Annotated in this window: 12 protein-coding genes and 1 pseudogene; 4 read left to right on the plus strand and 9 right to left on the minus strand. The window is 68.0% G+C overall.

The window, feature by feature from the left end; translation table 11 throughout:
• Window positions 1–12 precede the first annotated feature (12 nt).
• Window positions 13–4,134, minus strand: a complete 4,122-nt coding sequence (locus tag E0H75_RS45015; RefSeq protein ID WP_420323296.1) for an alpha-(1->3)-arabinofuranosyltransferase — start codon at window positions 4,132–4,134, stop codon at window positions 13–15.
• Window positions 4,131–4,877, minus strand: a complete 747-nt coding sequence (locus tag E0H75_RS16370; RefSeq protein WP_131514406.1) for a class I SAM-dependent methyltransferase — start codon at window positions 4,875–4,877, stop codon at window positions 4,131–4,133. Before E0H75_RS16370 ends, E0H75_RS45015 begins: the two co-directional genes overlap by 4 nt.
• A gap of 117 nt (window positions 4,878–4,994) precedes the next feature.
• Between E0H75_RS16370 and E0H75_RS16375 the strand changes: the two genes are divergently transcribed.
• Window positions 4,995–6,179, plus strand: coding sequence for a glycosyltransferase family 4 protein (locus tag E0H75_RS16375; RefSeq protein ID WP_131514407.1), 1,185 nt, complete (start codon window positions 4,995–4,997; stop codon window positions 6,177–6,179).
• Here E0H75_RS16375 and E0H75_RS44155 read toward each other — a convergent pair.
• Both E0H75_RS44155 and E0H75_RS16380 read right to left on the minus strand, forming a co-directional pair.
• Window positions 6,133–6,231, minus strand: a pseudogene (locus tag E0H75_RS44155) (DUF2613 family protein); the annotation flags it as partial. The gene E0H75_RS16375 and the pseudogene E0H75_RS44155 sit on opposite strands and share 47 nt — an antisense overlap.
• Window positions 6,219–7,919 carry an MmpA family trehalose lipid delivery protein gene (locus E0H75_RS16380; RefSeq protein ID WP_202873012.1) on the minus strand — a complete coding sequence of 567 codons (1,701 nt, stop codon included), beginning with the start codon at window positions 7,917–7,919 and terminating at the stop codon, window positions 6,219–6,221. The pseudogene E0H75_RS44155 and the gene E0H75_RS16380, both read right to left, overlap by 13 nt.
• Window positions 7,920–7,962: 43 nt before the next feature.
• On the opposite strand from E0H75_RS16380, the gene E0H75_RS16385 reads away from it, so the two are divergent.
• A complete protein-coding gene (locus tag E0H75_RS16385; protein ID WP_131514408.1) occupies window positions 7,963–9,228 on the plus strand; it encodes an oligosaccharide flippase family protein in 1,266 nt (421 codons plus the stop codon).
• A gap of 1 nt (window position 9,229) precedes the next feature.
• Here E0H75_RS16385 and E0H75_RS16390 read toward each other — a convergent pair whose 3' ends face one another.
• From E0H75_RS16390 to E0H75_RS16400, 3 genes are read right to left on the minus strand one after another with little or no spacing between them, the layout of a single operon-like run.
• Window positions 9,230–10,216 (minus strand): ABC transporter permease, encoded by a 987-nt coding sequence (locus E0H75_RS16390; protein ID WP_131514409.1) that lies wholly within the window; start codon window positions 10,214–10,216, stop codon window positions 9,230–9,232.
• 4 nt (window positions 10,217–10,220) lie between these two features.
• Window positions 10,221–11,159, minus strand: coding sequence for a carbohydrate ABC transporter permease (locus E0H75_RS16395; RefSeq protein WP_131514410.1), 939 nt, complete (start codon window positions 11,157–11,159; stop codon window positions 10,221–10,223).
• Window positions 11,156–12,910 carry a type 2 periplasmic-binding domain-containing protein gene (locus E0H75_RS16400; protein ID WP_131514411.1) on the minus strand — a complete coding sequence of 585 codons (1,755 nt, stop codon included), beginning with the start codon at window positions 12,908–12,910 and terminating at the stop codon, window positions 11,156–11,158. The genes E0H75_RS16395 and E0H75_RS16400 overlap by 4 nt, the downstream gene beginning before the upstream one ends.
• 246 nt (window positions 12,911–13,156) lie before the next feature.
• Between E0H75_RS16400 and E0H75_RS16405 the strand changes: the two genes are divergently transcribed.
• Window positions 13,157–13,636, plus strand: coding sequence for an NUDIX hydrolase (locus E0H75_RS16405; protein WP_131514412.1), 480 nt, complete (start codon window positions 13,157–13,159; stop codon window positions 13,634–13,636).
• A 66-nt stretch (window positions 13,637–13,702) separates the two neighbouring features.
• Here the strand turns inward: E0H75_RS16405 and polA are convergent, their stop codons facing one another.
• Window positions 13,703–16,405, minus strand: a complete 2,703-nt coding sequence (gene polA, locus E0H75_RS16410; protein WP_131514755.1) for a DNA polymerase I — start codon at window positions 16,403–16,405, stop codon at window positions 13,703–13,705.
• A gap of 105 nt (window positions 16,406–16,510) precedes the next feature.
• Here polA and E0H75_RS16415 point away from each other — a divergent pair, with 105 nt between their 5' ends.
• On the plus strand, window positions 16,511–16,918 hold the full coding sequence (locus E0H75_RS16415) for a hotdog fold thioesterase (RefSeq protein WP_131514756.1): 408 nt from the start codon (window positions 16,511–16,513) through the stop codon (window positions 16,916–16,918).
• Here E0H75_RS16415 and E0H75_RS16420 read toward each other — a convergent pair.
• Window positions 16,881–17,528, minus strand: a complete 648-nt coding sequence (locus E0H75_RS16420; RefSeq protein WP_131514413.1) for a GNAT family N-acetyltransferase — start codon at window positions 17,526–17,528, stop codon at window positions 16,881–16,883. The genes E0H75_RS16415 and E0H75_RS16420 overlap by 38 nt on opposite strands.
• Window positions 17,529–17,630: the final 102 nt, after the last annotated feature.

A 17,630-nucleotide genomic window follows, 5' to 3' on the forward strand; every position in this document is an offset into this window, starting at 1 on the left:
GGCCGCGAGCTACTACGGGATGGAGCGGCCCATCATGCGCCTGGGTAGGCGCGACAAGGAGTACGACGTCTCACCGGTCGGCCGGGCCAAGAGCGCCAGCGCACAGGCGAACAAGGTCGATGCCTGGACCACTCCGGGCGCCAGCCCCGCTCCCTCGTCCGGCCACGGCTGAACCGCTGCGATCAGCGCTCCGACCGCCACCGCGGCAGCTAACACCCCTATCGCCACACGCGGCGACAGGAACCACGAGCACACCGCTGCGACCGCCACTGCAACCAGTCCGATCCAGCCGGACATGAACCACCCCGCAGCCAGCCCACCTGCGAGCGCGACCCATGGCCCGACGTCGCGGCCTTCGCGGAGTCGGTGACCGGAGTGCCTCGACCGGCGCCGGAAGAAGACCGCGAGCGCAACCACCGACAGGAGTGCGACCAGCCCGACCAGCAGACCGGCGCGGTAGAGCCGGTCCGGCATGAACCGCGCGGTGACCACCTGCTCAGGCCCTTCGGGCAGGACCCATCCCTGCTGCCAGCCGCCGATCCGGATCGGCGTCAGCTTGCGGCCAGTGCGGTCGTACGCTTCCCAGCCCTCGTTGAAGTTCTGCGCGACGGTCAGCACCGACTGCTCGTCCGCGGCCGGAACCTCGATGCTCAGCTCGGCCGGATTGGGGCGCCACACATCCACACCCTGCACCGGCGTCTTGGACACGTTGCCGAAGCCTGACCTGGTCAGCGTCGCCTCGGTCGGCACGAACCCACCACCGGCCAGTACGTCGACGTTGTGGCGTCCGGCCTGCAGCGGGACCTCGCTGTCCTTGCCACACGTCGTGAACGTCACCGGACGCCGCTGCAGCAGGTCCCGCACAGTCGCCTTCACCTGCGTATCCGCTGGTACGCCGTCCACGCGCACCCCCGGGCCGTAGCCGCAGTACGCACCGGTCTGGCCGTCCAGGTCGAGCGCCTTGCGCAACTCGTCGGCGCCGAGCACACGGACCTCGGCGACGCCGACCGGTGCTGTCCGCGCGTAGCCGGTGGCGGAGTCGAAGTCGGTCAGCGGTCTGGTGGCGGTGAACGTCAGCTCGACTGTTCGTGCGCTCCGTGCGGCAAAGCGCACGTAGCCCTCCGGATCCACGGTGCCCTTCGTCGGTGGGCCACCATCGAAGCGCAGCGACACCTCGGTCGGCTGCGAGGCGGTCAGGTAGGAATCGGAAAGGAACTGCAGCCCGCTGATGCTCCTTGCCACAGGCAACTTCACCGTGAGCGCCGGGTGCTGGTCGGACGGGTCCGCGACCCAGCCGGTGCCCAGATCGCGATCCACCGCGGCGCCCGGACGTCCCTCCGGAGCCGTGACCGCTCGGGAGGTTGCCGACGCCGTGATGGCGCCCGGCACAGTCAGCAGACCTTCGAGCGTGGCACCGTCCTTCGGCAGCGCCGTCCCCTGCAGTTGGTACGACGCGGCCTGCGGAAGGTCGACGCTACGCAGCAGTCCGGTCGGCTCCTCGGAGTCCTTCGCCGAGTCCTGTCGGCAGAGCGGACGCGTGGCAACGTGCAGACAGGCGGAGCGGCCGATCTGCTGGTTCCTGAACACCAGTGCACTCGGCTGACGCTCGTCCGACGGCACGCTGAGCCGACTGACCGGGAGCATCCCGGGCAACGAGACCTCGGCGATGGAGACGCCGTTCGGGTTCTTGCCGTCGGTCACACCCACTCTCAGGCGCAGCCGCTTGGTCTGGCCGGGCGGGGCCGGAATGCTCTGCGGATCGGTCGATCCGGACACCACTGAGGTCAGTGAGCCCGCGTCCGTGTCGACCTGTAACGTGCGCACCGGCTCGGTGGTCGGCGGCGCCAGCGAGAACTGGACCTTCAGACCGTCGACACTGCGCGGCGACGCGAACGTCAACTCGATCCACTCGCCGCTGCTCCGGCCGAACGTCCCGGAGATCCAGCGACTCGACGGGTCACCGTCCACCGCCGCGAACGGCCCGTTGCCCGGACCGGTCCGCAGCGTCGCGTCCGCATCCGCCGCCGAGGACGACGCCCGTACGTCGACGACGCCGCCGCCCCACGTCCGCGTCGTGACCGGCGCCGCGGGGTCGACGTCGTACCCGAGGGTGCGGCGCCCCTGACGGCCCGCCTCGGTCGCGGTCAGCACAGGCGAGTAGTTCTCCGCGGGACGACCAACCGAGACCTCACGGCGTTGCATGCCGTCGGTCTGGATGAGCGGGAGCCCAGTCAGTCGACCGGCCGCATCAGAACTCGTGACCGCGTTGCGATTTCCGCCGAGCGCGGTCAGCGCGGCCGGCACGTCCTCGGCCGCGCCGCGCACCTCCACCAACTGCGACTTCGGGATCAGCCGCCCTGGACTGGTGGCGCCGACGTCGTAGATCTCCACACTCGGGTACGGGAGCCGGGTGTGTCCGTCGAGCGTGACACCAGGCTGTTCGATCGTGCTGCCGGTGCCTGGACCGAAGTACGCGACGCGGTCGATGCCGGACTCGTCCAAGGTCTCGTGGACTGCGAGAGTCGGTGTCACCTGGGCGTCGTACCGTAGATCGTTGCGGACGACGACGTACCGGACTCCGGCGCGGGTCAGTGCCTGCTTGAGGGTCTTGTCGCCGACCCCTGTGCCGAGCCGGCGCTCCACCTCGTCCAGCCAGCGCGTCGTACCGGCAGAGCCGAGCGGTACGGCGTCTCGCACGGCCAGCGGGCGTTTCAGCAGGGCCTGGAACGGTTCGTCCTTCGTCGACCCCCAGGTGAAGTCGGCGAACGACGCGGCCGGCACCACGAGAACGCTGCCCTTCGTGGTCTGGTTGTCGAGCCACGCCGCCGCCTCACGCCAATGGGCGGGGATGGCGTCGTACCCCTCGCGTCTGGGTAGCTGGCCGAAGATGGCCGGCGTCGCCACCGACACGATCAGACAGGCGACCAGTACGGGCACCACGCGGCGGTGGATGCCTCGGACGGTCGCCCACTCGGTGAGTCTGCTCAGCGAGTGCGCAGCGGCGAGGGCGAGCGGTAGCCGAACGACCAGCTCGAACTTGTGCGTGTTGCGAAGTGCTGCGAGCGGTCCGTCGAGCAGATCCTGGATCTGCGGCGCCAGCGGCGAGCCGGCCGTACCTGCATGGCCGAGCGTCACGAGCAGCAGTCCCACGACGAGTGAGAGCCGCAGGAAGCCGCGGTGCTTGAGCGAGCCCATCGCCAAGCCGGCCAGGCCGAGCAGTGCGACGACCGCGGTGATCAGGATGAGCGTCGGCTGGGTGACGTACAACCAACCAGCCGGCCAGCTCGGTCCGTCGGCGCCGGACAGGAAGTTGAGCCACTGCGACGTACCGCGGAAGGACTCGAAGACGCTGGCCGTTCCGGTGGTGACTCCGGCGTCCTCGATCCAGTCGAGGAAGGGCGGGCTGTATCGGCCGAGCAGCACGAGCGGGACGAGCCACCAGATCGACACGGCGACGACGCAGCCGAGCCAGCCGACGATGACCTTCACCGTCGACCGGTCCAGCCGGCGAGTGATCAGCCACAACGCAGGCAGCAGGAGCGTCGCACCGGTGGCGACCGCGTTGACTCCACCGACCAGTGCGAACGCGACCGCCGACCAGCCGACGCGCCACCAACCGGAGCGAGCCCGCGGGGTGACGAGTGGCAGCAGTACCCACGGAGCCATGGCGATCGGCCACACCTCGATCGAGGTGATCGACACTTCGCCGAGCATGCGCGGGCTCAGCGCGTAGAGCAGCGCCACCGCGAAGCGCGTCCACGGCACGCCGTACTCGAGGGCGTTGCACAGCTTCCACACACCGAGGAAGGCGACGCACAGCACCAGCGACCACCACAGCCGTTGCGTCACCCAGTCCAGCACCGACAGCGAGTCGAGCAACCAGTGGAACGGACCCATGGGCAGCAGGTAGCCGTACGCCTGGTTCTGCAACTGGCCGAAGGCTCCTTGCGGATCCCACAGGTGCAGTGCGCGGACGAGGAAGCCACCAGGACTGGCGGTGAGGTCCAGCTTGGTGTCCGGCACGATCCTGCCCGGCGCCTGGTGGAAGCACAGAGCGATCAGGACCAGGCAGCCCAGCACGAGCCTCGCTCGCCAGACCACCTGCTCGGAACTTCCGGCCTTCAGTCTCCTCATCGCCGCCGGAGCACCAGGACGAGGTTCCACGTGACGACCTCGCGTACCCCGGGAACGGCGAGTACGCCGTACGCCCAGCGCGGGTGATACCTCGGCACCGCCGCCACGAGGTCGGCCGCGGTGCAAGTGCGTGCCCACCGCAGTCCGGCGGCGACACTGATCGGGAAGAGCGACGCACCGAACTTGTTCTTCGGCCGGTGACCCACTCGGCGTTCGTAGCGACGGGCCGCCCTGTCTCCGCCGAGGTAGTGCCAGGGCGCCGTCTCGTGACCGCCGTGCGGACCCCACCAGCCGGTGTACGACAGGAAGACCGTGCCACCGGGCCGCGTGACCCGGACCAACTCGTCAGCCATCAGCCACGGGTCCGGCACATGTTCCAGCACGTTGGACGAGAAACAGACGTCGACTGTGGCGTCCGCGACGGGAAGTGCCATGCCGCTGCCGAGCACTGTGCCTGGTACGGGTTCGCCCCGGCCGCTCAGCTCACCGAGGTCGGAGTCGATCGCGTAGTACGTCGCACCGGCCGCGCGGAACGCATCGGCGAAGTAGCCCGGTCCACCTCCCACGTCGAGCATCAGTGCACCCCGCAGGTCGGCGTACTGGCCGACCTGTCCGACCGAGTCCGCGGCAAGCGTTTCGTAGAAGCGATCCGGGTCTGTCTGCTCGACGCCGAACGCGCGGAACAGCCGGACGGCCCGGCCGAGATCGGCCGTCCAGCCCGCAGGTCCCGTCGTGTTCGTCATCACTGGCACAGGCGGGACATTAACGGATCTCGCGAGGTCTGGTGGACATCGTTACTCCTTGGTAACGTCCCCGCCCATTACCTCGGGGGAGGTGACCGGAGGGGTGGGGTTGACGAGGTGCGTGCTCAGAGCGTGCTGATGCTGAACTGGCGGGACACGACGAATCCTGAGGGCGGGGGCTCCGAGCGCTATGTGGAGGAGGTGGCGAGAGGCCTTGCCGCGTTGGGCTGGTCGGTGACGGTGTTGTGCGCGGCGTACCCCGGAAGCCCGCGTGAGGCGCTGCGCCACGAAGTGCGGTACCTGTACCGCGGTACCAAGGTCAGCGTGTACCTGCGCGGTCTCCTGCACGCCTGGCTGCACCGCCCGGACCGTGTGGTGGATGTGCAGAACGGACTGCCATTCTTTACCCGCCTCGTACGTCGTACTGGCGTTGTGGTTCTCGTGCATCACGTGCACCACGAGCAGTGGCAGGTGGTGTACCCGGGCTGGCGCGGCCGGCTCGGGTGGTGGCTGGAATCGCGTGTCGCTCCACAGCTGTACGACGACTGCCGGTACGTGACCGTGTCGTCGGCCTCCCGCGATGAGCTCGCCGGACTGGGAGTCGCCGACATCACCGTGATCCACAACGGCACCGATCCGGCGCCACCACGGCAGCGACCGCAGGCCGCCGTACCGACAGTGGTCTGCGTCGGCCGCATCGTTCCACACAAGCAACTCGAGCACGCCGTCGACGCGATCGCCGAAGCACGTAAGGCGCTTCCGGACACGCGTCTGGTCATCGTCGGCTCGGGCTGGTGGGAGGACTCGCTGCGCGACTACGTCGAGCAGCGCGGTCTGCAGGAGGCGGTCGAGTTCACCGGACATGTGAGCGAGGACGACAAGCACGCGGCCTACGACGAGGCTTGGGTGCTCGCACTGCCGAGCCTCAAGGAGGGCTGGGGACTGGTCGTCGGCGAGGCCGCGGGTCACGGCGTACCGACGGTGGCCTATCGGAGCGCGGGCGGTCCGACGGAGTCCGTGCACGACGGAGTCACCGGCGTCCTGGTGGACACCCCGGACGAGTTCAGTACGGCGATCGCCCTGCTGCTGCAGGACACCGAGCTTCGGCGCCGGCTGTCGGACGGTGCGGTCGCAGGTGCGGACAACTTCACCTGGTGCGCGGCCGCACTGTCCTTCGACCGGCTGCTGTCTACTTCGTGCCGTAGCCGACGATCGGTACGTCGGCCTGCCCCTGAGGCTGTCCGGCCGGCGGTGCCGGGTCCTCCTGCACCGACTGCACCACCCCGACAACCGTGGTGGTAGCAACCGCCAGCCCGGCAAGTACGGCGAGTGCCGCACCGATCAACGTTCCCATGAACTGTGTCCCCTCCCGGTCAAGTGAACCGAAGAGTAACAACGCCGGACCACCGAGACCAGAGCGGCGATCAAGGTCATTGCGGCGGCCGCCCAGGCAGCCAGTACGACGATGGTCCGCCAGAGCGCATGGGGCCGCGGAGCAGGCGTGCCGGCAAGTCGGTACACCGTCACGGTCGGACCCGAGAACTCCTCGGTGAGACCGGGCATGAGGCTGGATGGAGTCGGCCCGCCCGCCTCGCGATCGACCACGATCCAGCCAACGCCTTGCCGCAGCAGCGCGGACGTCGGATCCGTCTTGTCGCGCACGGCCGACCGGATCGCGGTTGCCACTTCACGCGCACTCGGATCCTCACCGGCCAACCGGTGACCGCCGACGATCAACTCGTCCGGAACGACCGAGGGCTGGACGAAGTACCGCGGCATCGGATCGAGCAGCGGGCGCCGTCCGTTCCAGGACGGCGCCCGGTACGACTCGAACGGCCACGGGACGAACCGTCCCGCGACGGCCTGCTGCGCCTGCTCCCAATCGGCCGGGTAGTGCGACGCCTTCAATCCCCCGCCGCCGGAGAGTGCCGGCAGTGCGGCGATCGGCAGCAGCATCGCGGTGATGCCGACGACTCGGTACAGGCGGACATGCTCGAGGGCGACGGTCAGCGCGACACCGAAGCCGACGGACTCGAGCAGGGCGAGCGGACCGAGATAGCGCTGGCCGTCACGGAACAGGCCTGCGCCGGGGACGTGGGCAACAACCTGAGCAAAGGCTCCGGATGCGACCACACCGGCCAGGCCGAGAAGCAGTGCGATCACCGCAGCCACGACCAGAGCCCCCGCCACCGGGTCCTGCCGCCACCACACCACGACACCGATCACGGAGACGACCAGCAGGACGAAGGCGAAGATGACCGGCATCAGATCGCCCCGATTGCCCGGCACAACATCTGCGTTCCAGATCCCGCCCAAGGTGAGCAGCGTGGGCAGCACTCCCCCATAGCCCTCGTTGCGCGCCGCGAACGAGGTGACCGAATCTGGATCGGTGGTCGCATTGCCCGTGTGCGCGAGACCTGCCATCAGCCAGGGCGCGTTCAGCAGGACCGCTGCGCCCAACGGCCACAGCGACCTCGCCCGTGGTCGCCACAGCAGGAGCAAGCCGCCGACGAGCAGTCCGGTGATTCCACCGGACGCGGTGAGCGCACAGCCCGCGGATGCGAGCACGAAGCCCGGCCACCCCGCTCCCCTGCGCAGTCGCAGCGCGGATCGCACCAGCCACGGCAGAGCGGCGTACCCGAGGAGGAGTGCCCAGGCGCCGAGGCGGAGTCGTTCGGCGACGAACGGGTTCCACATGTAGAGGGTGGCAGCCGCGGCACCGGGTAGTGCACCGCCCAGCCGGAGCTCACGCCAGAGTGCGGTCAGGCCGAGACCGGAGAGTAGCGGGATGGCTACCAGCACGAGCTTGTTGAGCACCTGACCGCCGGTGAACTCGTCCAGTACGGCAACCAGCACGTCCGACGGGACCGCTCGCGGCATGGCCGTTGTGACACCGAACAGGTCAAGCCGTACCGTGAGGTCCGGCACGAACACCATGTCGTAGCCGACCACGTAGCCCGGAGCCAGCAGCGGAGCAGTGATCAACAGGGTGAGCAGGACAGGCCACAACCAGGGCAGGACGCGCAGTGCACGTTCTGACATGACCACCTCCCCACCCAGCGCTTGCGACCTGAGGCAGTAGAGCATGAGTTCAGACACCACTCCGGAGCAAGAGCCCATGGCACCTCGGTTGGCATTCCTGCGCGGTGCCACTGTTGTTGCCGTCGGCATGGCCATCATGAACGTGGCCGCCTACGGTTTCACGATCCTCGGCTCCCGCCGGCTCACTCCGGAGGAGTTCGGCGCCATCACCGCCCTACTCGGGCTGCTGCTGATCGGCAACGTCGCCTCACTCGGTCTGCAGGCGACCGGCGCGCGGATGATCGCCACCCACACCGGCGACACCACCGAGTCTCTGGCCGATGCACTGGTCAAGGCAGGCCGCCGCGGAGCGCTCGGGCTGACCGCAGTCCTGCTCGTGGCCACCCCGCTGTTCATGTGGCTGCTGCACATCGACTCCGTCCTCCCGGTCCTGCTCCTCGCGCCGACACTCGGCTGCCTCACGCTGATGGGCTCGGAGCTCGGCGTACTGCAGGGCAGCAAACGCTGGACCGAACTGGCAGCCGTCTACACCGCGGTCGGTGTGGGTCGCCTGGTGCTCGGCGGCGGTGCGCTGCTGATCCACCCATCGCTGGACTCGGCGATGATCGGTCTGACCCTCGGCGCCGTCGTACCGACTCTGCTGGGTGCCTTCCTGCTGCGTGGATCGTCCGGTGCGACCTCGGAGCACATCAAGGAGGTACTGCGGGAGACGGTGCACGGCACGCACACCCTGCTGGCGTTCTTCGTCATCGCGAACGCGGATGTGCTGCTGGCACGGGCGCTACTCGACGGCACGGACAGCGGGTACTACGCGGCCGGTGTGATCGTGGCGAAGGCGTGCCTGTTCCTGCCGCAGTTCGTCATCGTGGTCGTGTTCCCGACACTGGCCAGCTCGCCGGGCGACACCGTGCGGCTGCGCCGCGCGATCCAGGCCGTCGCCGGGCTCGGGGTCTGCACGGTGATCGGCACCCTGCTGCTGCCGGATCTGGTGGTGGCGATCATCGGCGGCGAGGAGAAGTACGCGCCGCTCGGCCCGTACACCTGGCTGTTCGCGATCTCCGGCTCGGCGTACGCCGTACTGCAACTCGTTGTCTATGCGGCGATCGCGCAGCAGGAGAAGCGGGCCGCGCTGCTGATCTGGGTCGGTCTCGTCGTCCTCGTGATCGCCGCCGGAATCGTGCTCGGCACCGACATGGCGACCGGACTGAACGGAGTGAAGGTCCTCGTCGCGATGACCAGCACGTGTGCGTTGCTGTTGTCGGCCGGCCTGGCGGCAGGACTCCACCGCCAGGCCTCCGACGCGAACTGAATCACCAGAGGCTGGACTTGGCGAACCGGCGGGCGAAGGTGTTCGCCAGCACCAGCAGCACCAGGCCGATCACCGATCTGAACAATCCGATCGCGGTCGCGTAGCTGAACTGCGGCACAGCCGAGGCCAGACCGATCTTGTACACGTAGGTGTCGATCACTTCGGCGACGTCGAGGTTCAGGCTGTTCTGCATCAGCAGCACCTTCTCGAACCCGACGGACAGGATCGAGCCGATGTTCAGGATCAGCAGAATCACCGCGACCGGCACGATCGCCGGCAGGTCGATGTGCCAGATCCGCCGCAACCGCGACGCCCCGTCCACGATCGCCGCCTCGTGCAACTCCGGCGGCACACTGGTCAGCGCGGCCAGGTAGATGATCGCCGCGAACCCCATCGTCTGCCACGCTCCGGACCAGACGTAGAGATGCCGGAACATCCCCGAGTCGCCCATCACATCGGTGGGGCCGAAGCCGAACAGGCCGATGAGCTTGTTCGTCACCCCGGTGTTCGGGCTGGTCAGTACGACGAGCAGACCGACCACGACCACTGTCGAAATGAAGTGCGGCGCATAGGTGATCAGCTGGGCCGACCGGCTGAACCACTTCTTCCGGATCGTGTTCAGGCACAGCGCGAGGATGATCGGCAGCGGGAAGGTGGCCACCAGTTCGTAGATGTGCAGGTAGACGGTGTTCTTGATCAGCCGCCAGAACTGGTACGACTCCACGAACCGGTCGAAGTACTTCATCCCGACCCACGGGCTGCCCCAGATCCCGGACACCACGTTGTAGTCCTTGAAGGCGATGATCACGCCGTACATCGGCCAGTAGGCGAAGATCGCCAGCCAGATCAGCGGCAGTGCGAGCATCGCGTACAGCTGCCAGTTCCGGCGCATCCGCAGTCCCAGGCCGACCCGCGACTTCACCGCCGCCCGCTTGTGGGCCGCCGTCCGGACCGGCGAACGGGCCTCTGTCCCGGTCGAGGTCGTCATGCGCTCATCCCTTCAGGGAGCCGATCATGGCTCCCTTGACGAAGTGCTTCTGCACGAACGGGTAGACCAGCAACGGCGGAATCATCCCGATCACGATCAGCGAGTACTTCAGCTGCTGCTGCAGCTCCTTCAACTGCAGCAACTTGCTGGTGTCGGGCATCTGGGACGGGTCGACCTTCGACTGGATCAGGATCTGCCGCAACACCACCTGCAACGGGAACAGGTGCTCGTTGGTCAGGTAGATCAGCGCGTTGAAGAACGAGTTCCACTGGCCGACCGCATAGAAGAGCAGGTTCACCGCGATGATCGGCTTGCTCAGCGGCAGCACCACCCGCCAGAAGAACCCGAAGTCGCTGCAGCCGTCCACCTTCCCGGCCTCGACCAGCTCCTCCGGGATCGTCACCATGAAGTACGTCCGGGTGATGATCACGTTCCAGACCGCCAGCGCGGTCGGCAGGATCATCGCCCAGCGGGTGTTCAGCAGTCCCAGCTCGTGCACCACCAGGTACGTCGGGATCAGGCCACCGCTGAACATCATCGTGAACACGAACGCACCCATGATCAGTCCCTTGCCCGGCAACCCCTTGCGGGACAACGGGTACGCCGCCAGCAGCGTGAGGATCGTGGCCACCACAGCTCCGGCCACCGCGTAGTACACGGAGTTGCCGAAGCTGCTGACGATCGAGTCGTAGTCGAAGATCGCCTTGTAGGCGTCCAGGGTGAAGCCGACCGGCCACAGCCACACCTCGCCGGCCGCCACCCGCTTGGTGTTGCTGACCGACGCGCTGAGCACGTAGATGATCGGGTACAGCACCGCCAGACAGAAGAGTCCGAGTGCGGTGTAGATGCAGGCCATCGCGATCTTGTCGGCGCGGGTGTCCTGGATCGCCGCACCGACCGCCAGCCGCCGCTCGTCCGGCGGCAGCGTTCCTGCCGCGCTCATCCGTTGTACGTCTCGTAGGCGGCCTGCTGGAGATCCAGGTACGGCCTCACGCCGATCTTCTCGACCCGGTCCTTGTAGTCGTTCCAGGCGCCGTCGTCGTTCGGGTCGAGCTGCCCGGTCATGAACTTGGCGAACGACTGGTTCACCTCCCCCTTGAGGTTGGTCCGCAGCTCCGACTCCTGCGCCGCCTGGTCCTGGTCCAGCGTGACCGGCGGGAACTGCATCTCCTGCGGCTGCTTGTGCGGGAAGAAGCGCTCCTTGGTCTGCTCGTAGAGCGGCTTCTCGAAGGTGAGGTCGTTCGGCTGCACCCGCTCACCGAGCCGGAAGTCCTGGGACCGGTACATCGGGTTGTCCTGGCTCCAGTTGATGTTCTTCTGCGAGTTCCAGGTCGCGTCGAACCCGTAGATCGCCTGCTTGCCGTTGATCCCGAGTTCGCCCTTCTTCGCCCACGCGTACTTCGGGCCGCCGTACCCGCGCAGGATCGCTTCCAGTTCGTACTGCGCGTCGGCCCACCGCACCAGCAGGTCCGGCTTGGCACACTTCTTCGTGATCACCAGGTGGGCGACCTCGACACCGACGGTGAGGTAGTCCCAGGCGGCGTACTGGACGCCGTTCGGTCCCTTCAGCGGCGGACAGGCCTCGTACTGGCGCCAGCGCGCGTTCGGGTCCTTCTGGTCGATGTCGAGGAAGTTGCCCCAGTAGTTCGACCGGGCGCCTCCGATCAGCGGCTTGCCCGGTGCGTTGCCGTACCGCTGCAACTGGTCCTCATCGGCCGTGAACACGTCCCGGTTGATCAGCCCTTCGCCGTACAGGCTGTTCGCGTACTTGAGGCCCTCGCGCCACTGGTCCTTGTCGAACGCGACGTCGACCTTGCCGTCCTTGACCACCAGCCACGGCTCGCCCGGGTCGTAGAGGAACGGGTTCATCAGGAGCGGGTCGATCGGAGCATCCTTGTAGCCGGCGAACGGGATGGTCTTGCCGTTGCCGGCCAGGTCCGCCTTCTTGAACGCGCGCAGAACCTCACGGAACTCGTCGGTGGTCTGCGGCATGGCCAGGCCGACCTGCTTGATCCAGGCCGAGTTCAGCCAGCCCCGGCCGTCGATGGCCCGGCAGTGGTAGCAGTCGTTGATACCGGGGAACGAGTAGATCTTCTTGTCCGGTGCCTGGATCAGCTTGCGGGTGTCCGGGTAGTCCTTCATCGCCTGCTGCAGGTTCAGGGCATAGGCGTCGATGTACTGGCCGACGTCGGTGAACAGGCCCTGGGCGCCGTACAGGAACAGTTGCGACCGGGTGAACCCGATGCCGAGGAAGGCGTCCGGGATGTCGCCGGCCGCGATCATCGCGTTCACCTTCGTCATCACGTCGTCGTCGGTGCCGCCGATCTGGCTCCACTCGATGTGGACGCCGGTCTTCTGCTCCAGCCATTTGGTGAACGCGTTCGTCTTCCAGTCACCGATCGTCACGTCCTGCTTCACGACGATCTTGAACGTGACCTTCTCGGTCGTGAGCGGCTTCAGCGTGCGGGCGACCGGTCCGACGTATCCCTGCGGGTACTGCACGGTCGACAACTTCGGGCCGAGGGTGACGCTGGGGGCGGCCTGGCCGGCGCCCGCAGCCGCGCTGTCGGTAGTGCTGGAGCCACTGCAGCCGCTGAGCAGACCGCCGCCTGCGGTCGCGGCGGTCAGTCCTAGCGCCCCCGCGATCAGTGATCGACGGCTGAGCCCCGGCGGTCGGAAATCGTCGTTCGGCATGGGTTCCTCCTGGGCGGCTGGATCGGAACGAGCACGAAATATCCGAGACGGATATCCGATAGGATCTCGGATCTTGCCCGGCAGAATGACAGAGAAAGGGACGGCACGGAAGAGTTCGGCGGCAACCGACCGGAGTCAGTCGCCTACCGTCCGCATCTTGCGTGCAAACGCTTTCCGCTTGCTGTGTATCGGACATCTTTCTTGCGGAAAGTAAGTGGCCCGGCCCCGCTCGATAGGGTGCTGGGCATGCCGACCCCGAAGTTCATCCTGGAGCTGCGCGAGAAGATCGGTCACGACCTGCTGTGGCTCACCGGGATCACCGGCGTGGTCCTGAACGACAACGCGGAGGTCCTCCTGGTACGGCGTGCCGACACCGGCCGCTGGAGCTTGGTCGCCGGCATCCTCGAACCGGGTGAGCAGCCTGCCCTCGCCCTGGTCCGCGAGATCCACGAGGAGACCGCGGTCGAGGTCGCCGTCGAGCGCCTGCTCAGCGTCGAGGCCCTGCCTCCGTCCAGCTACCCCAACGGCGACCAGGTCCAGTTCCTCGACCTGTGCTTCCGCTGTCGCCCGCTGCGCGGCGAGCCGCGCGTGAACGACGACGAGTCCCTCGAGGTCGCCTGGTACCCGCTGGCCGGCCTGCCCCCGCTCACGCCCCGCGAACTGACCTCGATCGAGCGAGCCCTCTCCGCCACCTCTACTCCAGCCCTCCCAGGACTAGAGCCCTGACCGACGAGCGCCGGTCCCCTCGGTACCGAGGGGACACCGGACGTGGGTGGAGTCGGGGCGGTCGGGCTAGTGGGCGGCCTCGTGCCAGGTGCGGCCGACGCCTACCGAGACGTCGAGGGGGACGGTCATGTCGACGGCGTGGCCCATGTCGCGGCGGACCAGTTCCTCGAGGGGCTCGCGCTCGCCCGGTGCGATCTCGAAGACGAGTTCGTCGTGGACCTGCAGCAGCATCCGCGACTTCAGGCCGGACTCACGCAGTGACGCGTCCACCTTCAGCATCGCCATCTTGATCACGTCCGCGGCCGAGCCCTGGATCGGCGCGTTCAGCGCCATCCGCTCGGCCATCTCCCGGCGCTGCCGGTTGTCGCTGGTCAGGTCCGGCAGGTAGCGCCGACGGCCCAGGATCGTCTCGGTGTAGCCGCTCTTGCCGGCGTCCAGCACGATGCTGCGCAGGTAGTCGCGGACGCCACCGAAACGCTCGAAGTACTCGTCCATCAGCCCGCGCGCCTCGTCGACGCCGATCTTCAGCTGCTGGCTCAGCCCGTACGCCGACAGGCCGTAGGCGAGACCGTAGTTCATCGCCTTGATCTTGGCCCGCTGCTCCTGCGTCACCTCGGCGGTGTCGACCGAGAACACCCGCGACGCCGTCACCGAGTGGAAGTCCATCCCGGAGTTGAACGCCGAGATCAGGCCCTCGTCCTCCGACACGTGCGCCATGATCCGCATCTCGATCTGGCTGTAGTCGGCCGACATCAGCGACTCGTGCCCCTCGCCGACGATGAAGGCCTGCCGGATCCGGCGGCCCTCCTCGGTCCGGATCGGGATGTTCTGCAGGTTCGGGTCGGTCGAGCTGAGCCGCCCGGTGGCCGCGATGGTCTGGTTGAACGTGGTGTGGATCCGCGCGTCCTTCGGGCTGATCGTCTTCAGCAGCCCCTCGACCGTCTGCCGCAGCCGGGTCGCGTCCCGGTGCGCCAGCAGGTAGGCCAGGAACGGGTGCTCGGTCTTCTCGAACAGCGCCTGCAGCGAGTCCGCGTCGGTCGTGTACCCGGTCTTGGTCCGCTTGGTCTTCGGCATCTGCAGCTCGTCGAACAGCACCACCTGCAGCTGCTTCGGCGAACCGAGGTTGATCTCCTTGCCGATCACCTCGTACGCCGCCGTCGCGGCCTCCCGGACACCGGTGGCGAACCGCGCCTCGAGCTCCTCCAGGTACGGCCGATCGACCGCGATGCCGTCGCGCTCCATGCTGGCGATCACATCGATCAGCGGCAGCTCGACGTCCGCGAGCAGCGCCGTACCGGCCTGCTTCTCCAGCTCGGCGTCGAGCGTGTCGGCCAGGTCGGCGATCGCCCGCGCCCGCAGCATCGTGTGGTCCGCGGCCGGACCACCCTCGATGTCGTCGAAGCTGAGCTGACCGTTGTCGGCCTCCTCGTTGCGCAGCTCGCGCTTCAGGTACCGAACGGTCAGATCGGCCAGGTCGTACGACCGCTGGTCGGGGCGGACCAGGTACGCACTGAGCTGCGTGTCCGAGCTCAGACCGGCCAGAGTCCAGCCGCGCTCCAGGAAGCCGAGCAGCGGACCGTTCGCGTCGTGCAGCGCCTTCGGCTGCTTCGGGTCCGCGAGCCAGGCCTGCCAGGCGGCCTCGTCATCCGGCGTCAGCGTCAGCGGGTCGAACCACGCGGCCGCACCGGCCGTGGTCGCGAGCGCCAGGCCGGTGATCTCACCGGTCCCGCGACCCCAGCTGCCCTGCACCGCGACGCCGGCCCGCTCGCCGGTGTGCACGTTCTCCTTCAGCCAGCCGGCCACCTCGCCCGGCTTCAGCTGCACGCCCTCCAGCTCGAAGCCGTGGTCGACGGTCGCGTCGACCTCCTCGTGCTCGGCGACCAGCCGCTCGCGCAGCACCCGGAACTCCAGGCTGTCGAACAGCGTGTGCACCTTGTCCCGGTCCCACGCCGTCCGGACCAGGTCGTCCACCGCGACGTCCAGCGTGAGGTCGCGGACCAGCTCGTTGATCTGCCGGTTCCGGATCACGTCGGCCAGGTGCTCGCGCAGCGACTCGCCGGCCTTGCCCTTGATCTCGTTCACCCGGTCGACCACGTCGTTCAGCGAGCCGAACTGGTTCAGCCACTTGGCCGCCGTCTTCGGGCCGACGCCCGGCACACCCGGCAGGTTGTCGCTCTGCTCCCCCACCAGCGCGGCCAGATCCGGATACAACTGCGGGGTCACGCCGTACTTCTCCTCGACCGCGGCCGGGTCCATCCGGGCGATCTCGGACACGCCACGCTTCGGGTACAGCACCGTGACGTCGTCGCTGACCAGCTGGAAGGCGTCCCGGTCACCGCTGCTGATCAGCACCTCGAAACCCTGCTCGGAGGCCTGGGTGGCGAGCGTGGCGATCACGTCGTCGGCCTCCCAGCCGTCGATCTCCGTGGTCGGGATCCGCAGCGCCTCCAGCACCTCCTTGACCAGCGACACCTGTCCCTTGAACTCGTCCGGCGACTTCGACCGGCCCGCCTTGTACTCCGCGTACTGCTCGGAGCGGAAGGTCTTGCGGGACACGTCGAAGGCCACACAGATGTGGGTGGGCTGCTCGTCGCGGAGCATGTTGATCAGCATCGAGGTGAACCCGTACACCGCGTTGGTGTGCTGCCCGGTGGTGGTGGAGAAGTTCTCCACCGGGAGCGCGTAGAACGCCCGGTACGCCAGCGAGTGCCCGTCCAGCAGCAGGATCCGCGGCCGGCCGGTGCCTGGCTGCGCGGGGTCCTTGGTCATCGTCGAGGTGTTGGTTTCTGGAGCCACGTACCGACTCTAGTGGTTCCCACGGACAGTTCTCACACACCCGCGCTGCTGCCGTAGTCTGCCCCTGTGACTGATCACATGGACCTCGGCCCGGGTATGGGTCTGGAGGGCACGCTCCTGCAGCTGATGGGAATCGTTGTCACCGAAGCCTCCCCGGAGCGGGTGGTCGCGACCATGCCGGTCAAGGGCAACACCCAGCCGTACGGGCTGCTCCACGGCGGCGCGTCCTGCGTGCTCGCCGAGAGCCTGGGCTCGATCGGCTCGGCCCTGCACGCGGCGACGTACGACAAGGTCGCGGTCGGCGTGGACATCAACGCCACCCACCACCGCGCGGTCCGCGAGGGCACCGTGACGGGCGTCGCCACCCCGATCTACCTCGGCCGCACCACCACGTCGTACGAGGTCGTGATCACCGACGATCGGGACAAGCGGGTCTGCACCGCACGGCTCACGTGCCAGCTGATTCAGGCTCCGCCGGGTAAGTGACCTCGGCCGGTCCGTCGACGTGCGCCACGTCGGTGGGCAGCGGACGGCCGAGCTGCGCGCGGCGGGCGATCACGGACCGTCGCGACGACAGCAGGGCCAGCAGGTTCGGCGCGTGCTCGGCCGCGAGCCGGCGGCGCACCGTGTGCGTGGTCGCATAGCGCAGTACGCCGGCCTGGGCCAGCCCGAGTCTGGCGAGGAACCTGTTCGCCTCACGGGCGACCGGGGGCGCGACCGCGGCGACGTGTGCGCAGTTCTCGTGCTCGGCCCACGAGGTCGCCTCGGCGATGAGTGCCTTGCCCAGTCCGTGGCGGCGGGCCTCGTCACTGACGTGCAGGTACTCGACCGTCACCGCGAGGTCCTCGTGCAGTGGGCTGATCGCGGCCCGGCGCAGATACGCCATGCCGTGGACGGCGCCGTCGAGCTCACCGACGACGAGTCGGCCGAACGGATCGTCCAGATGCTTGCTGACAGCAACCTCGACCGCTGCCGACGACGGCGCCGCCGGCAGCCGGGACGGATGACCGGCTCCGGTGGCCAGCTCGCGCCACAGCGCGACCAAGGCGGCGGCATCACCGCGTTGGGCGTCCCTCACCTCGATGGCTGATGCCACAGCGACCTCCTGCTTCGGTCCACCCCCGAGGTGAACGGGACGGCGGATACGCTCGTCCCCGCGCAACAGTAGGCCCTTGCGGGTCACTTGCAAAGCTGCGCC

The sequence above is a fragment of the Kribbella capetownensis genome, assembly GCF_004331485.1.
Lineage (GTDB): Bacteria > Actinomycetota > Actinomycetes > Propionibacteriales > Kribbellaceae > Kribbella > Kribbella capetownensis.